This is a genomic window from Flavobacterium hiemivividum, from assembly GCF_004349145.1.
In the GTDB taxonomy this organism is placed as follows: Bacteria; Bacteroidota; Bacteroidia; order Flavobacteriales; family Flavobacteriaceae; genus Flavobacterium; species Flavobacterium hiemivividum.
In genome coordinates, this window is the sequence record NZ_SMFO01000001.1 from 737647 (window position 1) to 756057 (window position 18411).

An 18411-nucleotide genomic window follows, 5' to 3' on the forward strand; every position below is an offset into this window, starting at 1 on the left:
ACCACAGCATTAATCAAGACTTACATGAAATAGAAGATTTGATTATTGAATAAGTAAAACAAAAAGCTTCCAGCCTTTAAAAGGCTGGAAGCTTTGTTTTATACTTTTTTCCCTCCCAGCATCTCCATCAATTCTAATGCTCTTCTGGTCGATTTTACATTGTCAAAAGTCAGTAACAATCTTAGACCATTCTTCGTTTCTTTTTCTTTTATTTTACAGATTGAACTATTTTTAGTCACAAAATCCATGACTGATGTAAAGCGTTTCGACTGGTAATAATCAGATTGCTGATCAGAAACAAAATAGCCAATCATCTTGCCTTGTTTCATTACTAGTTTCTCGATTCCTACTTGTGTCGCAATCCATTTTATTCGAATACTATTCATTAAAGCAATAGCTCGTGGCGGCATAGGTCCAAAACGGTCGATCAATTTTGTCTGGAAAACTTGCAGTTCCTCTTCGTTTTTAACTGCTGATAATTCACTATACAAACTCAATCGTTCACTTATGTTATTGATGTACTCATCAGAGAATAACAACTCAAAGTCCGTGTCAATTTGCAGGTCTTTTACATATTCTTTGGTTTCAATATCATTCTCAACAGGATATAAATCCTTGAATTCATTTTCCTTCAACTCCTCAATGGCTTCATTCATGATTTTCTGATAAGTGTCAAAACCTATTTCGTTAATAAAACCACTTTGCTCACCACCCAATAAATCTCCAGCACCACGAATTTCTAAATCTTTCATCGCAATATTAAATCCGCTACCTAGTTCACTAAATTGTTCCAAAGCCTGAATTCGCTTTCTAGCATCGTCTGTCATCACTGAATATGGTGGGCAGATAAAATAGCAAAATGCTTTTTTATTGCTACGTCCTACACGTCCACGCATTTGATGCAAGTCTGACAATCCGAAATTATTAGCGTTATTAATAAAAATCGTATTTGCATTAGGAACATCTAAGCCGCTTTCGATAATTGTGGTTGCCACCAAAACATCAAATTCACCGTTCATGAAAGCCAACATCAATTCTTCTAGTTTTTTCCCTTCCATCTGACCGTGGCCAATTCCAACTCTGGCATTCGGTACCAAACGTTGAATCATTCCGGCAACTTCTTTTATGTTTTCGATTCTATTATTGATAAAAAACACTTGTCCGTTACGCTGAATCTCATACGAAATCGCATCCCGAATCATCTCTTCACTAAAACCAACAACATTAGTTTCAATAGGATAACGATTGGGTGGCGGTGTCGTAATTACCGATAAATCTCGCGCGGCCATTAGAGAAAACTGTAAGGTTCTCGGAATTGGCGTTGCAGTCAATGTGAGCGTATCCACGTTAGCGGCAATGGTTTTTAATTTGTCTTTTACGTTGACACCAAATTTTTGTTCTTCATCAACAATCAGCAATCCAAGATCTTTAAAAACTACATTTTTATTGACCAATTGATGTGTCCCAATAACAATATCAAGTTTTCCCTCAGCTAACTCTTTTAGCGTTTCCGCTTTTTGTTTGGCCGTTCTAAATCGGTTTAAGTAACCGATGGTAACTGGCATATCTTTTAATCGCTCCGTAAAAGTTCTATAATGCTGGTAGGCTAAAATGGTTGTAGGAACTAGAATTGCGACTTGCTTGCTATTATCCACTGCTTTAAAAGCAGCACGAATAGCAACTTCAGTTTTACCAAAACCGACATCACCACATACTAATCGATCCATAGGACGATCGCTTTCCATATCGGCTTTGACTTCCTGCGTTGACTTGGTTTGATCCGGTGTATCCTCATAAATAAAGGAACTTTCTAATTCGTTCTGCAAGTAACTATCTTTCGAAAACTGGAATCCTTTATCCAATCGTCTTTTGGCGTATAGCTGAATCAAATTGAATGCAACATGCTTAACCCTTGCCTTAGTTTTTTGTTTTAAAACTTTCCAAGCATTCGAACCCAACTTATAAATTTTGGGCGGTGTTCCGTCTTTACCGGTATATTTTGAAATTTTATGTAGCGAATGAATGCTCACATACACAATATCATTATCTGCATAAACTAGTTTTATGGCTTCCTGAGTTTTATTTTCGACTTGTATTTTTTGTAAACCTCCAAAACGTCCTATTCCGTGATCGATGTGAGTTACATAATCTCCAACGGAAAGCGTGGTCAATTCTTTTAAGGTGATATTTTGCTTTTTCGAATAGCTACTCTTAATGTTGAATTTGTGGTAGCGCTCAAAAATTTGATGATCTGTATAGCAGGTTATTTGGTTTTCTTCGTCAATAAAACCTTGGTACAAAGGCAAAACAATAGTATTATATTGCTTTCGAATATCCTCTGAATTTGTTTCGTCTAAACTTTCGAAAATATCATGAAAGCGCTTTGCCTGAGCGTCATTAGAACAAAATAAATAATTTTTGTATCCGTTAAACTGATTTTCACTCAAATTATTCAACAACAAATCGAATTGCTTGTTGAACGACGGCTGCGGTAAAATGTGGAATTCCCATTTTTTAGCTATCTTAAAAATGGGATTCGCGCTCAATTCTATTACCGAAAAATCTAAGGCTCTCTTTATAAATGTCCTTTGATTTAAAAACAACTGATCCGGTGTGGAACGTTTTATTTCTTGTGACAATTTCTCAAACGCTTCTTCTGCTCTTGCAAATTGCTTGTCTAATTGAGAAAAAAGATCTTCAGTATTTTGAATAAAAATCACTGTTTTCTCTGAAATATAATCCAGAAAGCTTTCTCTGTTTTCCTGAAAAACCTTGTTCTCTACATTTGGGATTATCGTAATTTTCTTCTGCTTTTCTATAGACAGCTGTGTCGCCACATCAAAGCTACGAATGCTTTCGACCTCATCACCAAAAAACTCAATTCGGTAAGGATTATCATTCGAAAAAGAAAACACATCGACGATTCCTCCACGAACAGAAAACTCGCCCGGTTCTGTAATAAAATCTACTCTTTTGAATTCATATTCGAATAAAACCTCGTTGATAAAATCAATAGATATTTTATCTCCAACCGACACTTTCAAAGTGTTTTTCTCCAAATCTTTACGAGTCACCACTTTTTCAAATAGCGCTTCGGGATAACTTACTATTACAGCAGGTTTCTTGCGGGAATTGATTCGGTTAAGCACTTCGGCGCGAAGCAAAACATTAGCATTATCAGTATCTTCAATTTGGTATGGACGACGGTACGAACCTGGAAAAAACAGCACGTCCTTTTCACCAATCATTTGTTCCAAATCGTTCAAATAATAAGCTGCTTCCTCTTTATTGTTTAAAATAACTAAGAATGGAGCGTCGGCTTTTTTAAAAAGTGCACGCACAACAAAAGATACCGATGATCCCAACAAGCCATCAAGATGTAATTTTGGTTGATTATCTTCCTGCAAGCGGTCAACAATTTGTTGCACTTTAGGCGAATTATCGAAGGTGTTATATAAGGCAGTTTTACTCAACTCTAGAAATATTTTGATCGTTTATTACAGGACTACTTTCTGGAATGGCTCTGGAGGCATCCATCATTTTCTTTAGTTCGGATTCTCCTTCTTCTAAAGGAATTTTGCTTTTCTCCACAATAATATCCATTTGGCGCTGTAGGGAAGCCAACTCTTTATTGATTTCGGCAATGAGAACAACCACTTTTTTATCTGGAATATTGTCCAAATGAATGTACAAGTCTAACAATCTCACTTTAGTAATTAGTGTTGAGATTCGGCTTTTTATTTGCGGTTTGTCAAATTGTAATGGCAAATTCTCGTTCAACGCCATCGCTTTTTTAGAAATGGCGGTTGATTTTTGTTGAAATGCGCCAATAGTATTATTGGGTTTTTGGGCTAATTCAGCCAAAAACAGACGAAGCTCATTCCAGCTCCCTACACTTTCTTCTGCAGCTGTGTTGATGGGTGTGTCATAAAAAACCCAGCCTTTTTTTATACTCGAAAAAATGACTTCCTTTTTTTTGGCGTCTTTTTCATTCTCTGCTATCCTTTTTTGGTTATCATCTTTACAAGAAGAAAGGAAAATAAGCAGAAAAAGAAAGGATACTATTTTATATTTCATAGGGATGTTCTCAGTTGTTTTGTGGTTTCCAATGTAATTAGTACAGTCCCTTTCTTCTCGAGGTATAAAATCTCTCAGGCTCATTTCATTGCGATTACAAGGAAGCGCAAAGTTACAAAGTAAATTTATAATTATAGATTCGAAATTACAAATTAGAATTCGACGTAAAACGCTACATTTCTAGCATAAAAATTGCCAAAATCCCGAATAGAAAATTACTATTACTGGCGTTTTTATATTGGATTTACAATCCAGTAGGGACACTGCGAATGCATTTGTAAAATAGTTATCTTTGTGCTTCAAAAACAATCAATAATGAGCACGAAAATATTAATTATAGGCGCTTGTGGCCAAATAGGGACCGAGTTAACCCATTCATTAAGAAAAATATACGGAACTGATAATGTCATCGCTTCGGATATTAGAAAATTAAATAACGACGTTGTAAATTCAGGTCCTTTTGAAGTAGTAAACGCATTAGACTTCAATCAGATTGAGCATCTTGTGGAACTTCATGAAATTGATGAAGTTTATTTGATGGCAGCGTTACTATCAGCAACAGCTGAAAAAAACCCCGCTTTTGCTTGGGATTTAAATATGAATTCTTTGTTTCATGTTTTGAATTTGGCGAAAGCTGGAAAAATCAAAAAAATATTCTGGCCATCCAGTATTGCCGTTTTTGGACCAACAACTCCAAAAGAAAATACGCCTCAATACACTATCATGGAGCCATCAACGGTTTACGGAATTAGTAAGCAAGCGGGTGAAAGATGGTGTGAATACTACCACAATATCTTTGGTGTGGATGTAAGAAGCATCCGTTATCCTGGACTAATTAGTTACTCTTCGCCTCCGGGTGGTGGAACTACAGATTATGCGGTGGATATTTTCCACAAAGCACTTTCTGATAAAACGTATGAGTGTTTCTTGTCTTCAGAAACAAAAATGCCGATGATGTATATGGATGATGCTATTGCGGCAACAATCCAAATTATGCAAGCGCCAGTGGAAGAAATCAAAATTCGTTCTTCGTACAATCTTGCCGCAATGAGTTTCACGCCAACAGAAATCGCTGCAGAGATCAAGAAACACATTCCTGAATTTACGATTACTTACGAGCCAGACTTCCGCCAGAAAATTGCTGACAGTTGGCCTGCAAGTATTGATGACACCGAGGCCAGAAAAGATTGGAATTGGAGTCATAAATATGACTTGGAATCTATGACAACGGATATGCTGGAGCATTTGAAATAATCCAAAAAAGTAAATACAAAAAAAGTCTAGCTTAAAAAACTAGACTTTTTTTGGTTTGAAAGCAATTTTAATCCCCGGTTTCACGAAGTTTTCAAATAGTACTCAAACGTCTATAAATCATATCTTTGTTTGCGGGTGCGAAATAAGATAAATTCGCACAGCATTAACGGAGAACACCGGAGACTGGGAATTAATTTGTTCATTCGTCAGATCTTGCATTTGATAAGGTTCCTCCGTCTCCTTTCGTAATATAAAGTAAAACAACAATTTTGGAGTCATTATCTACAAAAAACGGTAATATCAAATTTTTATTGAACTTTATATAATATAATTTCTCTTTTTCTTTAAGATCCATTTTAAATTTCGTCCCTTTTTTATTTCCTTCTTCGGGGGTATATACAACTATCTGCCCCGGGGTTTTTTTATACTCATCTTTTATGGAATTTAACACAAACTGAGACATTTTTTTCCCTTCCGCTGTATATTTCACATATTTTTCAACAACATCTTCTAATTTAACAGAATCATCTACGACTTCATATGCAAAATCTTTTAATAACTTTTTATCACTTTGCAAATAATATAAATAGTAGCCTATACACAAAGCTAAAATTACGGTTAAAATTAATAGTAGGTTTTTTATTTGTCATATTTAATTCGCATATCTTCATTTGTGGCTGTATCAAATTCTCATTATGCTCAATTCCATATTGATTCAATTACAGGTTCCCGTATTACTTGCTGAATTCGCTCCAGTGGTTTGTCTCCTAGCATTAGTAGGTAAAGACATCGTTCTAATATTTTGTCCTAATTGACCAGGGTTACTCCCTCCGCCTCCTGGCCAAGACCCATAAGAGTCCGACAAATTCAATCCTGCCAAATTTCCTATTACTATAGCAAAATCCGTACAATTATATGTGTTCAAATCGTATGTATTAGGGGCATTGTTAGAATATCCCATAATATTAAGTAATTGATTTGAGTCTATTTGGATGGCGACACTAACATCAAAAAAATGATTTTCATCATTTCCAAAAGCTTTCGGGATTGCGCAGCAATCGTGTTATTTAGGAACACTTTGGGGAGCAGGTTTTTCACAATTTTCACTCCTTTAATCTTTGCCAATTACCTTGATGCGTATTACAATAAGATTACCATATTTCTCCACATCCTCTTTTGTCCACATCAATTCTTTGCCTTTGGGCCTTTTTTCGAACTTCCAATCTACAGGTTCTTTGACATATACGTATAGTCCTAAGTGATTTTTCCCTATCGCCCTTCCGCTTTTAAATTCCTCAGAATCTATAAACCTAAAGGAAAAAAATTGATGACCTTCTTCATTATTACCCCATGCGGTTTTTATCTCGGGTTTTATTTCTTTTAATAAATTTTTCAAAGGTTTATTAATGAAGTGTTTTTCGTTTATTTTTAATTTATGAGCATCGTTAGGCATTTGTACCATTTGTTGTGCTTTACAGCTATAGTTCATTATAATAAAGATCGTTACAAAAATTTTGAGTATGTTTTTCATGTTTTTTGTTTTTAGTGTTAATTACAAGGTGTTGAAGTATATGTTTTAGACCCATCAGGATGCGTGGTTTCTTGGGGTTTGATGGGTTTAAATTCTCCATCACTGTCTCGCTTGAGTAAAGTTATCCCTGCATTATATTTATCCAAAACAAAAGCAATTGCCTCTGTCTTTCCATCGATACTAGACCCCATTGGAGTTACAAGATCTTGTAATTGGTTATATATAAAATCAGGAAATTCAGGACTATAACCGGGTAATTGGTCAGCGGGATAAGCCGCAACAAAAGCTTGAGCCGCTGCGAAGTCGGTAACCACTATTCCGTAAACCTCTCCATCTGTTAAAACAAAGGTTGTTGTAAAATTACTGCTTTTTACATTCAATTTTACACTGGCATATATATCTCCCGCGGATAGTGGGGTGTTGTTTGGATGGTTGTGTAGGGCAGCAAACGCCCCCGTCCAGCTAGTATTTGTTGCTACCAAATATTGTGAAGTACCATTATTCATCGGCGCTTGGGTTATTTTTCCATCTGCATCTTTTCCTAGGGTAATGCTGTGTTCCAGACCATCAGCACTTGCTGTAATAATGCTGGCTTTAGCGGATAAATAGTTACTATCCTGAGAAATGGATGTGGCTGCTTTAGCAGTTGTGCAAGGATCTGATGCCGTAGCATTTGTACCTGTGCCATGAGATCCACCACCATAATAAGGAATAGTTGTGGTATCAGAGCCGCCGTCAGGAAGACAAAAAATAATTCCGGTACGTCTTGGAGGACCGGTATCAAAAAGCTCAACAACCTCATAGCAAGTTACGGAGGCCTCTTTGTTGGTTATGTTTGGTTTTTGAACTGCTTCTTTGCCATCAACTAGTACATTGAGATTTACACTTTTATTGCCATTATTAATAATCAACACCTTCCCTGTGAAATCATTCGGAATGCTAAAGTAATTTATTTTGGCTATCTCTTTTATCAAATCAAAATCCTTTTTGGAGGACGAAATATTAATAATATAGGGAGTAAACTCATTTTTAGCGGTTTTAATAAACAGCAATCTATTGACTGAGATCGTCGAATTATCCGCAGTTAAAAAAATATGCTGTTTTAAAATTATTGGGACTTCAACTGCTATCTCATTTCCGCTATTTAGCGATTGTGCTTTTTCCCAATCAATTTTATCAGCAAATTCCAAAAGACTAAAATTGTTTTTTAAAGGATTATCTTCAAACCACATTTTAGCAGAATCCACTTCATTTTGTTGATTTACAACCGAGGTTGCAGCTTTGGTTTCAATATCTTCATTAGAGCAAGAACAAAACAAAAGAACCAGGAAAATTCCTAAGTAATGGGGGGGGGATCAGTATATTTTTTATCATAATTATCTGGTTAAAATAAAGCTATTTTATTTGTATAGCTTTTGCTAATGTAAGAAAAATATTCTTTATAAGTGTTTCTAACGATATTTTTTCTTGATTTATACATGAAGATTACAACTATTATTGATGAAAAACTTGACTTCCGTCAAAAATTGCTGACAGCTGGCCTGCAAGTATTGATGATGATTTTGCACGAAAAGACTGGAATTGGAATCACAAATTTGATTTGGAATCTATGACAACGGATATGTTGGAGCATTTGAAATAATCCAAAAAAGTAAATACAAAAAAAGTCTAGCTTAAAAAACTAGACTTTTTTTGGTTTTAAAACGAAGTGAGTTGTTATTTCACTTCATAAATATTATTCTCTTGTTTCACATCAGCCATTAATCCGCTTGGATCAATAGTGATTTTCTTGATTGTGCTTTTCCCTTTCCCAATTGTAAAATCATAGGTAGATGCTGCCCATGTCCAGTCATTCAAAACTGTTCTTTTTACGGATGGATTTGGGTTTTCTTTTTCAAAATGCATTAGACGCAAAGGAATATAGAAACTCTCCATTGTTCCATCAGTATATTCAACTAATAAGTCAATAGGCATTGGCATTCTTCCAATTCTTTCTAAACTAATTGTAGTTTTGTCACTATTATCAGCTACCGTTTTAATACCATAGTCAATAGTATTTGTGGTTTGAGTCCAATCCATCAAATACCAATCTAAGTTAGCTCCAGAAACACGTTCAGCAGTTCTCTTGATATCGTTAGGTGTAGGATGTTTGAACTTAAAGTCGTGATAATATCTCTTTATCGTTTCTGCTAATTTATCCTTTCCAATCACGTAATTTAATTGGGATAAAAATATACTCCCTTTTACATAAGAAGAAACGCTATACGGTCTGTTTTCATCATAACGATCTCCATGCGTACTTTGCGCTTGCTCTTTTCCTGATTCTATCAATTTGTAATACGCATTGTAATTCCCTTTAAACGGATTCTCCACTTTCTTACCTGACAATTCATTCTCAGCCCAATCTTGAACATAAGTCGTAAAACCTTCGTCCATCCATGGATGCTTTGATTCGTTAGTCGCTAAAACATGTTGGAACCAAGCATGCGCTAACTCATGTGTTGCCGTCCCGTAAATCCCAGCAAGGGTTCCGTTTCCTAACATCAAAGTACACATAGCATACTCCATTCCGCCATCTCCACCTTGAATAAATGAATATTGCTTGTATGGATATTCTCCAATATTTTTATTTAAAAAATCTAGCATATTAACCATTAGCGGCTGCAATTTCTTCCAGTTTTCAGCTGTTTTTGGATTGTTTTTGTATAAGAAATGTAAATCAACATCGTTAGCTCCTTTTACAACATCATGAGTATAATTTTTATCGGCAGCCCATGTAAAATCATGAACCATTGGCGCGACAAAATGCCAAGTCAAGGTTTTAGTTCTCTTTGGATAAGTCACCTTTACTCCAGCGTCTTCGTATCCATGACCTATTTCGTTTTGATTTTGTAAATAACCTGTTCCTCCAATAGTGTATTCTTTATCAATTGTGATATTTACATCAAAATTCCCCCAAACACCATGAAATTCTCTAGCGATATAAGGATCAGCATGCCAACCTTCGAAATCAAATTCGGCTAATTTTGGGTACCATTGCGACATAGAAAATTCAACTCCTTCAGAATTATTTCTTCCAGAACGGCGAATTTGAACTGGAGATTGTCCGTCAAAATCAAGTGTAAATGTTGTTTTCGAATTTGGTAATATTGGCTTAGCCAAAGTAACTTCTAAAATAGTTCCCACTTCTTTAGTTGTTGCAGCGACACCATCTTGCTTAAAGTTTGAAATTCGCAAATAACCAATTTCATCTGGCTTTAGAGTTTCAATACGGCTTACTTTCAGCTCTTTTCCATCCACTTTGACTTTGTTGACCATTCTTGCGTCAGGATCTTTTATACTGTGTAATCTAGCATCCATTTCGCTTCCCGGCTGGAAGGCGTTATTGAACAAATGATAGTACACTTTTCTAAGAGTATCAGGTGAATTATTGGTGTAAACCAATTCCTGTTTTCCAGTGTATTGGTAATTTTTTGCATCCATGACAACATCCATTTTATAATCGGCGTGCTGCTGCCAGTAGCTGGAACTTTGGGCATAAATTGAACCCAAATTTAGAGTGACAATTGAAAGTAAAAGTAATTTTCTCATCATTTTACAAATAAAAAATGGAAGAGCAAATGCCCTTCCATTAAATTAGAATTATTAAAATTATTTTTTAGACATTTTTTCTGCCATCAATATAGCATTGTATGCGTTAACTATTTTTCCTGATTTAGATAAGGTTGTGAATGAACGGCTGTCTTTTGGATTTCCTCCTACAACAACAAGATCAGTAATCGCTACACCAGAATCCATCAAAATATGTTTCACTTGTGAGGCAGTTAAATTTGGATAATAAGAGCGAATCAAGGCTGCAACTCCAGCAACATTTGGCGCAGCCATAGAAGTTCCTTGTAAATATCTATAAGTATCATTTGGTGTTGTAGCATAAATTTTTACTCCTGGAGCAAAAACATCTACATTCACTTTTCCAATGTTTGAAAAGTTAGCAACTACTTTATCACCGTATTCAAAATTCAAAGCGCCAATAGTAATCATATTATCAGCAAACTCTTTTATTTTATCATCAGAATCAGTTGGAAAATTATCGCTGAAATCAATGTCTTTTGCGTCATTTCCTGCAGCATGAACAATTAGCACGTCTTTCTTTTCAGCATATTTTATCGCATCATAAACCCATTGCTTATGCGGAGAGAAACTTTTTCCAAAACTACCGTTGATCACTTTTGCACCATTATCTACAGCATAACGAATCCCAAGAGCGATATCTTTATCATATTCATCTCCGTCTGGCACAGCACGAACCGTTAAAATTTCTACATTATTAGCAACTCCGTCACCACCCATAGAATTATTTCTGCTTTGGGCTACAATACCTGCAACGTGAGTTCCATGAAGCGCTTCGTCTTTATCTGGACCAATAACGTTATTGTTACCGTATTTTGTGTCGGTAATATCATTTGGATTATCTCCTACTACTTTTCTATAATCTTGTTTTAGATTATCACCATTTACAGTAGCAATAATTTCTTCAAGATCTTTTTGAATCGCTTTTTCTAAATCTACAATGCTCATACCAAAAGAAAGCATTCTTTGCATTGTCACTTTACTTTCTAAGATTGAAGTATCTTTAGATTCAATTGCATTTACTTCGTCAATAGTGTAGACAGCCTTTCCTAAATGCTTTGCTATCACTTTATCTGCAGTTGCTGTAGCTGTTAAAAGCCCTTCTAAACGTGCTTTTCCTGCTTCTGCCTTAGCTATTTTTTCATCATTAATTTTCTTCGCTTCTTTATAAATTACATCATTTACTAAGCTTTTATCTTTAATGATTCTTTCGTATTCTAAATTTTCTTTGGTGATATCTCCTAGAAAGTTCCAACCATGAATATCATCAATGTAACCGTTATTATCATCATCAACACCGTTGCTCGCAATCTCTTTTGAGTTAGTCCAAACAACCGATTTCAAGTCTTCATGCTCGATATCAACTCCTGAATCTACAATACCAACAATTACTTTAACTCCCTTTTTATCTTTCAGAAGTTCTGCATAAGCTCTATCAACACTCATTCCTGGAATTGTATCGTTTATGATGTCTAAATGACTCCAACGTTTTAATTCATTTTCTTTTAAAGTGGCCGTTTTTTTAACATTTAAAGGAGCCGAAATTGCTGTTAAAGAACTAAAACTTGAAACTTGTTTTTGAGCTCCACATCCAGCTAGAACCAATACTGCAAAAGCAGAAAGACAAATGGGTTTAATACTATTCATTCTATTAATTTATTTATGTTTGAAATATTAGACTAAAATATATGATTTTGTTACAAAAAAACGTTGGTTTAACACTAAGTTAAGATATCGTCCGCTTTAAAAACTTCCTTCAATCGCACTCCTTTTTCAGTATGTTGCACAGTAATAATCTCATTGTGCGCATCGTGTTCTAAAAACAGATAGTAATCGTTATCGGCTGCGGCATGGAGAAATTTTGTTTTCTCAGGCATTGTCAATAATGGCCTCGTATCATAACCCATCACATAGGGAACCGGGATGTGCCCGGCTGTCGCCAATAAATCAGCACAAAAAACGATTGTTTTATCTTTGTATCGAATGTGTGGAATCATTTGTTTTTCGGTATGTCCATCAGCAAAGAATATGCCAAAACCTAGCTCTGATTGCTCTAGGAAATCACCCTCACTTCTTTTGATAAAATTCAGCTGTCCACTTTCTTGCATTGGCAAAATATTTTCAGTCAGGAAAGAAGCCTTTTCCCTAGGATTGGGTTTTGTTGCCCATTCCCAATGATTTTCATTGCTCCAGAATTTGGCGTTTTTGAAAGCTGGTTCGAAGCCCGTTTTGTCCTTGTTCCATTCTACACTTCCGCCACAATGGTCAAAATGCAAATGCGTCATAAAAACATCAGTAACGTCATCACGATGAAAACCATATTTAGCTAGAGATTGATCCATGGAATGTGTACCCCAAAGTGAATAGTATCCAAAAAACTTCTCTGATTGCTTGTTCCCCATTCCGGTATCAATCAATATCAACTTGTTGCCATCCTCGATAAGCAAGCATCTTGCGGCAATGTCAATTAAGTTATTTTCATCAGCTGGATTGGTACGATTCCAAATGGTTTTTGGCACCACGCCAAACATCGCACCACCATCTAATTTAAAATTGCCGGTTTCTATAGGATATAATTTCATTTTTTTGAGTTAAAAAGATTAAAGAATTCTACGATTCTATTTACAATGCCTTACATTTTAACAAATAACAACTTTCTAGCTGAATATTTACATTTATCATAAAGAGCCTGCAATTTATGAAAATTGATCTGCTTTAATTCAAATTCTATAGTCTTTTTCTATTTTGTCATATATTATAAAAATGTTCTCCATTATGGAAAAACGTTTTTATATAGTATCTTTGTGCTTAATTTAGACAAAATCAATATAACAATGATAAAGGTTTCAGATACTGCCAAAAAGAAAATCATCGATTTGATGAAAGAGGACGGTTTTGATGCTGCTACAGACTATGTAAGAGTAGGCGTGAAAAGTGGCGGATGCTCCGGTTTGTCTTATGATCTAAAATTTGACAAAGCTAAAAGTGAAGACGATAAAATATTCATTGACAACGAAATAACAATTGCAGTGGAAAAAAAATCTTTCCTTTACTTAGCTGGGACAATTTTAGAATTCTCAGGCGGAATAAACGGAAAAGGATTTGTTTTTAACAATCCTAATGCAAATAGAACGTGTGGATGCGGAGAGAGTTTCTCTCTTTAGTCAAATGTTGAAAGTCAGAAAGTCGAAAGACTCATCATGACTTTATAGCTTTAGACTTTAAAACTTTAAGACAAAAAAAATATGTCAAAATACACAGAAGACGATTTAAAAATCGAACTCGAAACTAAAGAATACAAGTACGGGTTTTATACCGAATTAGAATCGGATACATTCCCTATTGGCTTAAACGAAGATATTGTTCGCGCCATTTCCCTTAGAAAGGAAGAGCCACAATGGATGACCGACTGGCGCCTTGAGGCTTTTCGTGCTTGGCAGGAAATGACCGAGCCAGAATGGGCTAACGTACATTATACAAAACCAGATTTTCAGGCTATTTCTTATTATTCTGCGCCAAAAGCGGTAGATCCTAATAAGACATTAGACGATGTAGATCCTGAACTTTTAGAAATGTATAAAAAGTTAGGCATCTCGATTGATGAACAAAAGATGATGAATAATGTGGCGATGGACATCGTTGTCGATTCCGTTTCAGTAGCTACTACATTCAAGAAAACATTAGGAGAAAAAGGAATTATTTTTATGAGTATTTCTGAAGCTATTAAAGAGCATCCAGAATTAGTTCGTAAACATTTAGGAACTGTTGTCCCTCAAAAAGATAATTTTTATGCCGCATTGAATTCAGCTGTTTTCTCTGACGGTTCTTTCTGTTATATTCCAAAAGGAGTTCGTTGTCCAATGGAACTTTCGACTTACTTTAGAATAAATCAAGCCGGAACAGGTCAATTTGAAAGAACATTACTAATTGCAGATGAAGGCAGCTATGTAAGTTACCTTGAAGGTTGTACCGCACCAAGTCGTGACGAAAATCAATTACATGCTGCAGTAGTAGAATTAATTGCACTAGACGATGCCGAAATTAAATATTCTACTGTTCAAAACTGGTATCCTGGAAATAAAGAAGGTAAAGGTGGAGTTTTCAACTTTGTGACTAAAAGAGGAATTTGTGAGAAAAACGCAAAAATCTCTTGGACACAAGTAGAAACTGGTTCTGCCGTAACTTGGAAATATCCATCTGTAATATTAAAAGGTGACAATTCAATTGGGGAGTTTTACTCGATTGCCGTTACCAATAATTTCCAACAGGCTGATACAGGGACTAAAATGATCCATTTAGGAAAAAATACCTCATCTACTATTATTTCTAAAGGAATTTCCGCGGGTAAATCACAAAATAGCTACCGTGGGTTAGTTCGTATTTCGCCAAATGCTGATAACGCAAGAAACTTTTCTCAATGTGACTCTTTATTAATGGGTAACAGCTGTGGCGCACATACTTTCCCTTATATCGAAAGTAAAAATCCGTCTGCAAAAATTGAGCACGAAGCAACTACATCTAAAATTGGTGAAGATCAAGTGTTCTATTGCAACCAACGTGGAATCCCTACTGAGAAAGCAATTGCTTTAATCGTTAATGGTTTCAGTAAAGATGTATTGAATAAGTTACCAATGGAATTTGCTGTTGAAGCACAAAAATTATTAGAAATATCATTAGAAGGATCTGTAGGATAATCTTTTTAAGACTTTATATAAAACAAAACGTTTATGTTATCAATTAAAAATTTACACGCCTCAATTGGGGATAAAGAAATATTAAAAGGAATCAATCTAGAAATTAAAGCAGGTGAAGTTCATGCTATAATGGGCCCAAATGGATCTGGAAAAAGTACGCTTTCGGCAGTAATTGCTGGAAACGAAACTTATGAGGTGACTGAAGGATCTGTAAGCCTTGAAGGAGAAGACTTAGCAGAATTAGCTCCTGAAGAAAGAGCACACAAAGGCGTTTTCCTTTCGTTTCAATATCCTGTTGAAATTCCTGGAGTATCAGTTACTAATTTCATTAGGACAGCGATTAACGAATCGCGAAAAGCAAACGGTCAAGAGGAAATGCCAGCAAACGAAATGCTAAAAGTGATTCGTGAAAAATCAGAATTATTAGAAATTGATAGAAAATTTTTATCTCGTTCTCTTAATGAAGGATTTTCTGGCGGAGAGAAAAAACGTAATGAAATTTTCCAAATGGCCATGCTAGAGCCAAAATTGGCAATTCTTGACGAAACAGATTCTGGTTTAGATATCGATGCACTTCGAATTGTTGCTAATGGAGTTAATAAGTTGAAAAGTGACAAAAACGCCATCCTTGTTATTACACATTACCAAAGATTATTAGACTATATCGTTCCTGATTTTGTACACGTTTTATACAATGGAAAAATCGTAAAATCTGGTGGAAAAGAATTAGCGCATGAACTAGAAGAAAAAGGTTACGACTGGATCAAACAAGAACAAGAAGCATAAATTAGTTAACAGTTTTCAGTTAGCGGTTTTCAAAACTTATAACTCATAACTCACAACTCATAACTAAATAAAATGGATTTGAAAGAAAAATTAATTTCGTCTTTTATGGCTTTTGAAGAGCGCATCGATGTTCACACAGAACTTTATGATGTGCGTGCGGCAGCCATGAAAAACTTTGAAGATAAAGGATTTCCAACAAAAAAAGAGGAAGCCTGGAAATATACTTCGCTAAATGCGCTCTTGAAAAATGACTTTACTGTTTTTCCAAAGCAGGAAACCTCAGTTGAATTTAACGACGTAAAAAAATACTTTTTACATGAAATAGACACATATAAAGTAGTGTTTATTGACGGTGTTTTCAGTTCGCATTTATCATCAACGACACACGAAGGAATCGATGTTTGTTTAATGTCATCGGCATTGAATAAACCAAAATACAAAATGATTATTGACAATTACTATAATCAAATTGCTAACAAAGAGGATAGTTTAACTTCATTGAACACAGCTTTTGCTAGTGAAGGAGCTTACATCAACATTCCGAAAAGTAAGGTAGCTGATAAACCTATTGAGATCATGTATTTCTCAACAGGAAATGAATCTGCTTTGATGGTACAACCGAGAAACTTAGTGATTGTGGGTGAAAATTCACATGTGCAAATTATGGAACGCCACCAAAGTTTGAATGAAAATCCAGTATTGACCAATTCAGTGACTGAAATTTTTGCTCAAAAACGTGCCATTGTAGATTACTATAAAATTCAAAATGACAAGCTAACTGCTAACTTAATTGACAATACTTTTGTGTCGCAAAAACAAGAAAGTAGCGTTGCAGTAAACACTTTTTCTTTTGGTGGAAACCTAACAAGAAACAACTTGAATTTTTACCACTTTGGAGAAAGAATAGTAAGTTACTTAAACGGAATCACTATTATTGGCGAAAAACAACATGTTGACCATTATACATTAGTGCAACATTCGACTCCAAATTGTGAAAGCCACCAAGACTACAAAGGAATTTTCTCTGACCGTTCAATCGGTGTTTTCAACGGGAAAATTTTCGTAGAAAAAGAGGCGCAGAAAACAAACGCATTTCAAAAAAACAACAACATCTTATTGAGTGATAAAGCGACTATCAACGCTAAACCTCAACTAGAAATTTTTGCAGATGATGTAAAATGTTCACACGGTTGTACCATCGGACAATTAGATGAAACGGCTATGTTCTACATGCGTCAACGTGGAATTCCAGAAAAAGAAGCTAAGGCTTTATTGATGTATGCGTTCTCGAATGCTGTTATCGAAAGCATCAAAATACCTGAATTAAAACAAAGAATTACCAAAATTATAGCCGACAAATTAGGCGTAAAAATTGGATTTGATTTGTAGCCAGACTTCGAATCAAAGTCTATACTAGCTAATTTTAATTTCTTTTAGAATCATGAGCTCGATATTGTATCGGGCTCATTTCTTTTTAAGGTTCTTTTTTACTTTAGAATTAATACACTTTTACATTTTACAATTCGTTTACTTATAGAATCCAACTTTTACCTTTCTTTCAGCAAATGAATGCTTATTGAAAACAACAAAAGCGCGATCTCCATTTCTACACTCATCCCATCACGGCCCAATAAAAAGTGTTAATTTGATGCCATTACTAGGGTTTTTTCAAACAATCATGAGCCAATACTAATTGCTTTTTTGTAACTTTACAAGAAACACTTTATTATGTTATCGAAAAAAATTGAAACAGCTTTGAATAAGCAGGTTCGCATTGAAGCAGAGTCTTCCCAAATCTATCTTTCAATGGCTTCTTGGTCTGAGACTAATGGTTTAGAAGGAATTTCAAAATTCATGTATGCGCAGTCTGATGAAGAACGCGTACACATGCTTAAGCTAATGAAATTTATAAATGAACGTGGAGGTCACGCTCAAGTTACGGAACTTACATCTCCAAAAACAAATTACGAAACATTTCAAGAGATGTTTGAAGAGCTATACAAACATGAGGTATTCGTTTCCAATTCAATTAACGAATTAGTTCATATTTCCCTTACCGAAAAAGATTATGCTTCCCATAACTTTTTACAATGGTACGTAGCAGAACAAATCGAAGAAGAAGCCGTAGCTAAAACAATACTAGATAAAATCAACTTGATAGGCGATGACAAAGGTGGTTTGTACTTATTCGACAGGGATATTCAACAACCAAATATAAATGGAACTAAAAAGTAATTACCTTTTAGAAAATTCGAAAAATAGGAGCGCTATATTCAAGTTTTAATTTTTTACAAATTGAGTAAAAAGAAAAAAAATAAAGAATCCAAAAAGGATAAAAATAAGCTCCTTAAAAATGGCGAATTTGCAAAAGGTCTTAAGTCTGAATGTTGTGAAAAATATCTGAAAAATGAAGACAAAAGATGCAAACGATGCCCTAGA

The 18411-nt window shown here is 35.1% G+C and carries 15 protein-coding genes; 6 read left to right on the top strand and 9 right to left on the bottom strand.

Features of this window, described 5'->3' with window-relative positions:
- Positions 1–98: 98 nt before the first annotated feature.
- Both mfd and E0F98_RS03310 read right to left on the bottom strand, forming a co-directional pair.
- Positions 99–3473, bottom strand: coding sequence for a transcription-repair coupling factor (gene mfd / locus E0F98_RS03305; protein ID WP_132109152.1), 3375 nt, complete (start codon positions 3471–3473; stop codon positions 99–101).
- The gene (locus E0F98_RS03310) at positions 3466–4077 is read right to left on the bottom strand and encodes a DUF3450 domain-containing protein (protein WP_132109154.1); all 612 of its coding nucleotides are present in this window, start codon (positions 4075–4077) and stop codon (positions 3466–3468) included. Before E0F98_RS03310 ends, mfd begins: the two co-directional genes overlap by 8 nt.
- 315 nt (positions 4078–4392) lie before the next feature.
- Between E0F98_RS03310 and E0F98_RS03315 the strand changes: the two genes are divergently transcribed.
- Positions 4393–5331 carry an L-threonine 3-dehydrogenase gene (locus tag E0F98_RS03315; RefSeq protein WP_132109156.1) on the top strand — a complete coding sequence of 313 codons (939 nt, stop codon included), beginning with the start codon at positions 4393–4395 and terminating at the stop codon, positions 5329–5331.
- A 199-nt stretch (positions 5332–5530) separates the two neighbouring features.
- Here the strand turns inward: E0F98_RS03315 and E0F98_RS03320 are convergent, their stop codons facing one another.
- From E0F98_RS03320 to E0F98_RS03350, 7 genes are all read right to left on the bottom strand, one after another.
- Positions 5531–5908 carry a hypothetical protein gene (locus E0F98_RS03320; RefSeq protein ID WP_132109158.1) on the bottom strand — a complete coding sequence of 126 codons (378 nt, stop codon included), beginning with the start codon at positions 5906–5908 and terminating at the stop codon, positions 5531–5533.
- 138 nt (positions 5909–6046) lie between these two features.
- Positions 6047–6292, bottom strand: coding sequence for a hypothetical protein (locus tag E0F98_RS03325; protein WP_132109160.1), 246 nt, complete (start codon positions 6290–6292; stop codon positions 6047–6049).
- Positions 6293–6442: 150 nt separating this feature from the next.
- Complete coding sequence (locus E0F98_RS03330; protein WP_132109162.1) at positions 6443–6862, bottom strand: hypothetical protein; 420 nt, start codon at positions 6860–6862, stop codon at positions 6443–6445.
- 17 nt (positions 6863–6879) lie between these two features.
- Positions 6880–8181: a hypothetical protein gene (locus tag E0F98_RS03335; protein ID WP_132109164.1), complete on the bottom strand. Its 1302-nt coding sequence runs from the start codon at positions 8179–8181 to the stop codon at positions 6880–6882.
- A 397-nt stretch (positions 8182–8578) separates the two neighbouring features.
- Positions 8579–10453: a M1 family metallopeptidase gene (locus tag E0F98_RS03340; protein ID WP_132109166.1), complete on the bottom strand. Its 1875-nt coding sequence runs from the start codon at positions 10451–10453 to the stop codon at positions 8579–8581.
- Positions 10454–10513: 60 nt separating this feature from the next.
- Entirely contained in the window at positions 10514–12139 is a 1626-nt protein-coding gene (locus tag E0F98_RS03345) for a S8 family peptidase (protein ID WP_132109168.1), read from the bottom strand.
- A 74-nt stretch (positions 12140–12213) separates the two neighbouring features.
- Positions 12214–13074 carry an MBL fold metallo-hydrolase gene (locus E0F98_RS03350; protein WP_132109170.1) on the bottom strand — a complete coding sequence of 287 codons (861 nt, stop codon included), beginning with the start codon at positions 13072–13074 and terminating at the stop codon, positions 12214–12216.
- Positions 13075–13326: 252 nt separating this feature from the next.
- Between E0F98_RS03350 and E0F98_RS03355 the strand changes: the two genes are divergently transcribed.
- From E0F98_RS03355 to E0F98_RS03375, 5 genes are all read left to right on the top strand, one after another.
- Positions 13327–13656, top strand: coding sequence for a HesB/IscA family protein (locus tag E0F98_RS03355; RefSeq protein WP_132109172.1), 330 nt, complete (start codon positions 13327–13329; stop codon positions 13654–13656).
- Between the two features lie 81 nt (positions 13657–13737).
- A complete protein-coding gene (sufB, locus tag E0F98_RS03360; RefSeq protein WP_132109174.1) occupies positions 13738–15186 on the top strand; it encodes a Fe-S cluster assembly protein SufB in 1449 nt (482 codons plus the stop codon).
- 33 nt (positions 15187–15219) lie between these two features.
- Positions 15220–15972: a Fe-S cluster assembly ATPase SufC gene (sufC, locus tag E0F98_RS03365; protein WP_132109175.1), complete on the top strand. Its 753-nt coding sequence runs from the start codon at positions 15220–15222 to the stop codon at positions 15970–15972.
- A gap of 72 nt (positions 15973–16044) precedes the next feature.
- A complete protein-coding gene (sufD, locus tag E0F98_RS03370) occupies positions 16045–17361 on the top strand; it encodes a Fe-S cluster assembly protein SufD (protein WP_132109176.1) in 1317 nt (438 codons plus the stop codon).
- Positions 17362–17700: 339 nt separating this feature from the next.
- Positions 17701–18207: a ferritin gene (locus tag E0F98_RS03375; RefSeq protein WP_132109177.1), complete on the top strand. Its 507-nt coding sequence runs from the start codon at positions 17701–17703 to the stop codon at positions 18205–18207.
- Positions 18208–18411: the final 204 nt, after the last annotated feature.

Coding starts and splice junctions, on each gene's coding strand:
- sufC (WP_132109175.1), top strand. CDS start 15,220: ATGTTATCAATTAAAAATTTACACGCCTCAATTGGGGATAAAGAAATA.
- E0F98_RS03325 (WP_132109160.1), bottom strand. CDS start 6,292: ATGGGATATTCTAACAATGCCCCTAATACATACGATTTGAACACATAT.
- E0F98_RS03330 (WP_132109162.1), bottom strand. CDS start 6,862: ATGAAAAACATACTCAAAATTTTTGTAACGATCTTTATTATAATGAAC.
- E0F98_RS03315 (WP_132109156.1), top strand. CDS start 4,393: ATGAGCACGAAAATATTAATTATAGGCGCTTGTGGCCAAATAGGGACC.
- E0F98_RS03340 (WP_132109166.1), bottom strand. CDS start 10,453: ATGAGAAAATTACTTTTACTTTCAATTGTCACTCTAAATTTGGGTTCA.
- sufB (WP_132109174.1), top strand. CDS start 13,738: ATGTCAAAATACACAGAAGACGATTTAAAAATCGAACTCGAAACTAAA.
- E0F98_RS03310 (WP_132109154.1), bottom strand. CDS start 4,077: ATGAAATATAAAATAGTATCCTTTCTTTTTCTGCTTATTTTCCTTTCT.
- E0F98_RS03345 (WP_132109168.1), bottom strand. CDS start 12,139: ATGAATAGTATTAAACCCATTTGTCTTTCTGCTTTTGCAGTATTGGTT.
- E0F98_RS03350 (WP_132109170.1), bottom strand. CDS start 13,074: ATGAAATTATATCCTATAGAAACCGGCAATTTTAAATTAGATGGTGGT.
- E0F98_RS03375 (WP_132109177.1), top strand. CDS start 17,701: ATGTTATCGAAAAAAATTGAAACAGCTTTGAATAAGCAGGTTCGCATT.
- E0F98_RS03355 (WP_132109172.1), top strand. CDS start 13,327: ATGATAAAGGTTTCAGATACTGCCAAAAAGAAAATCATCGATTTGATG.
- sufD (WP_132109176.1), top strand. CDS start 16,045: ATGGATTTGAAAGAAAAATTAATTTCGTCTTTTATGGCTTTTGAAGAG.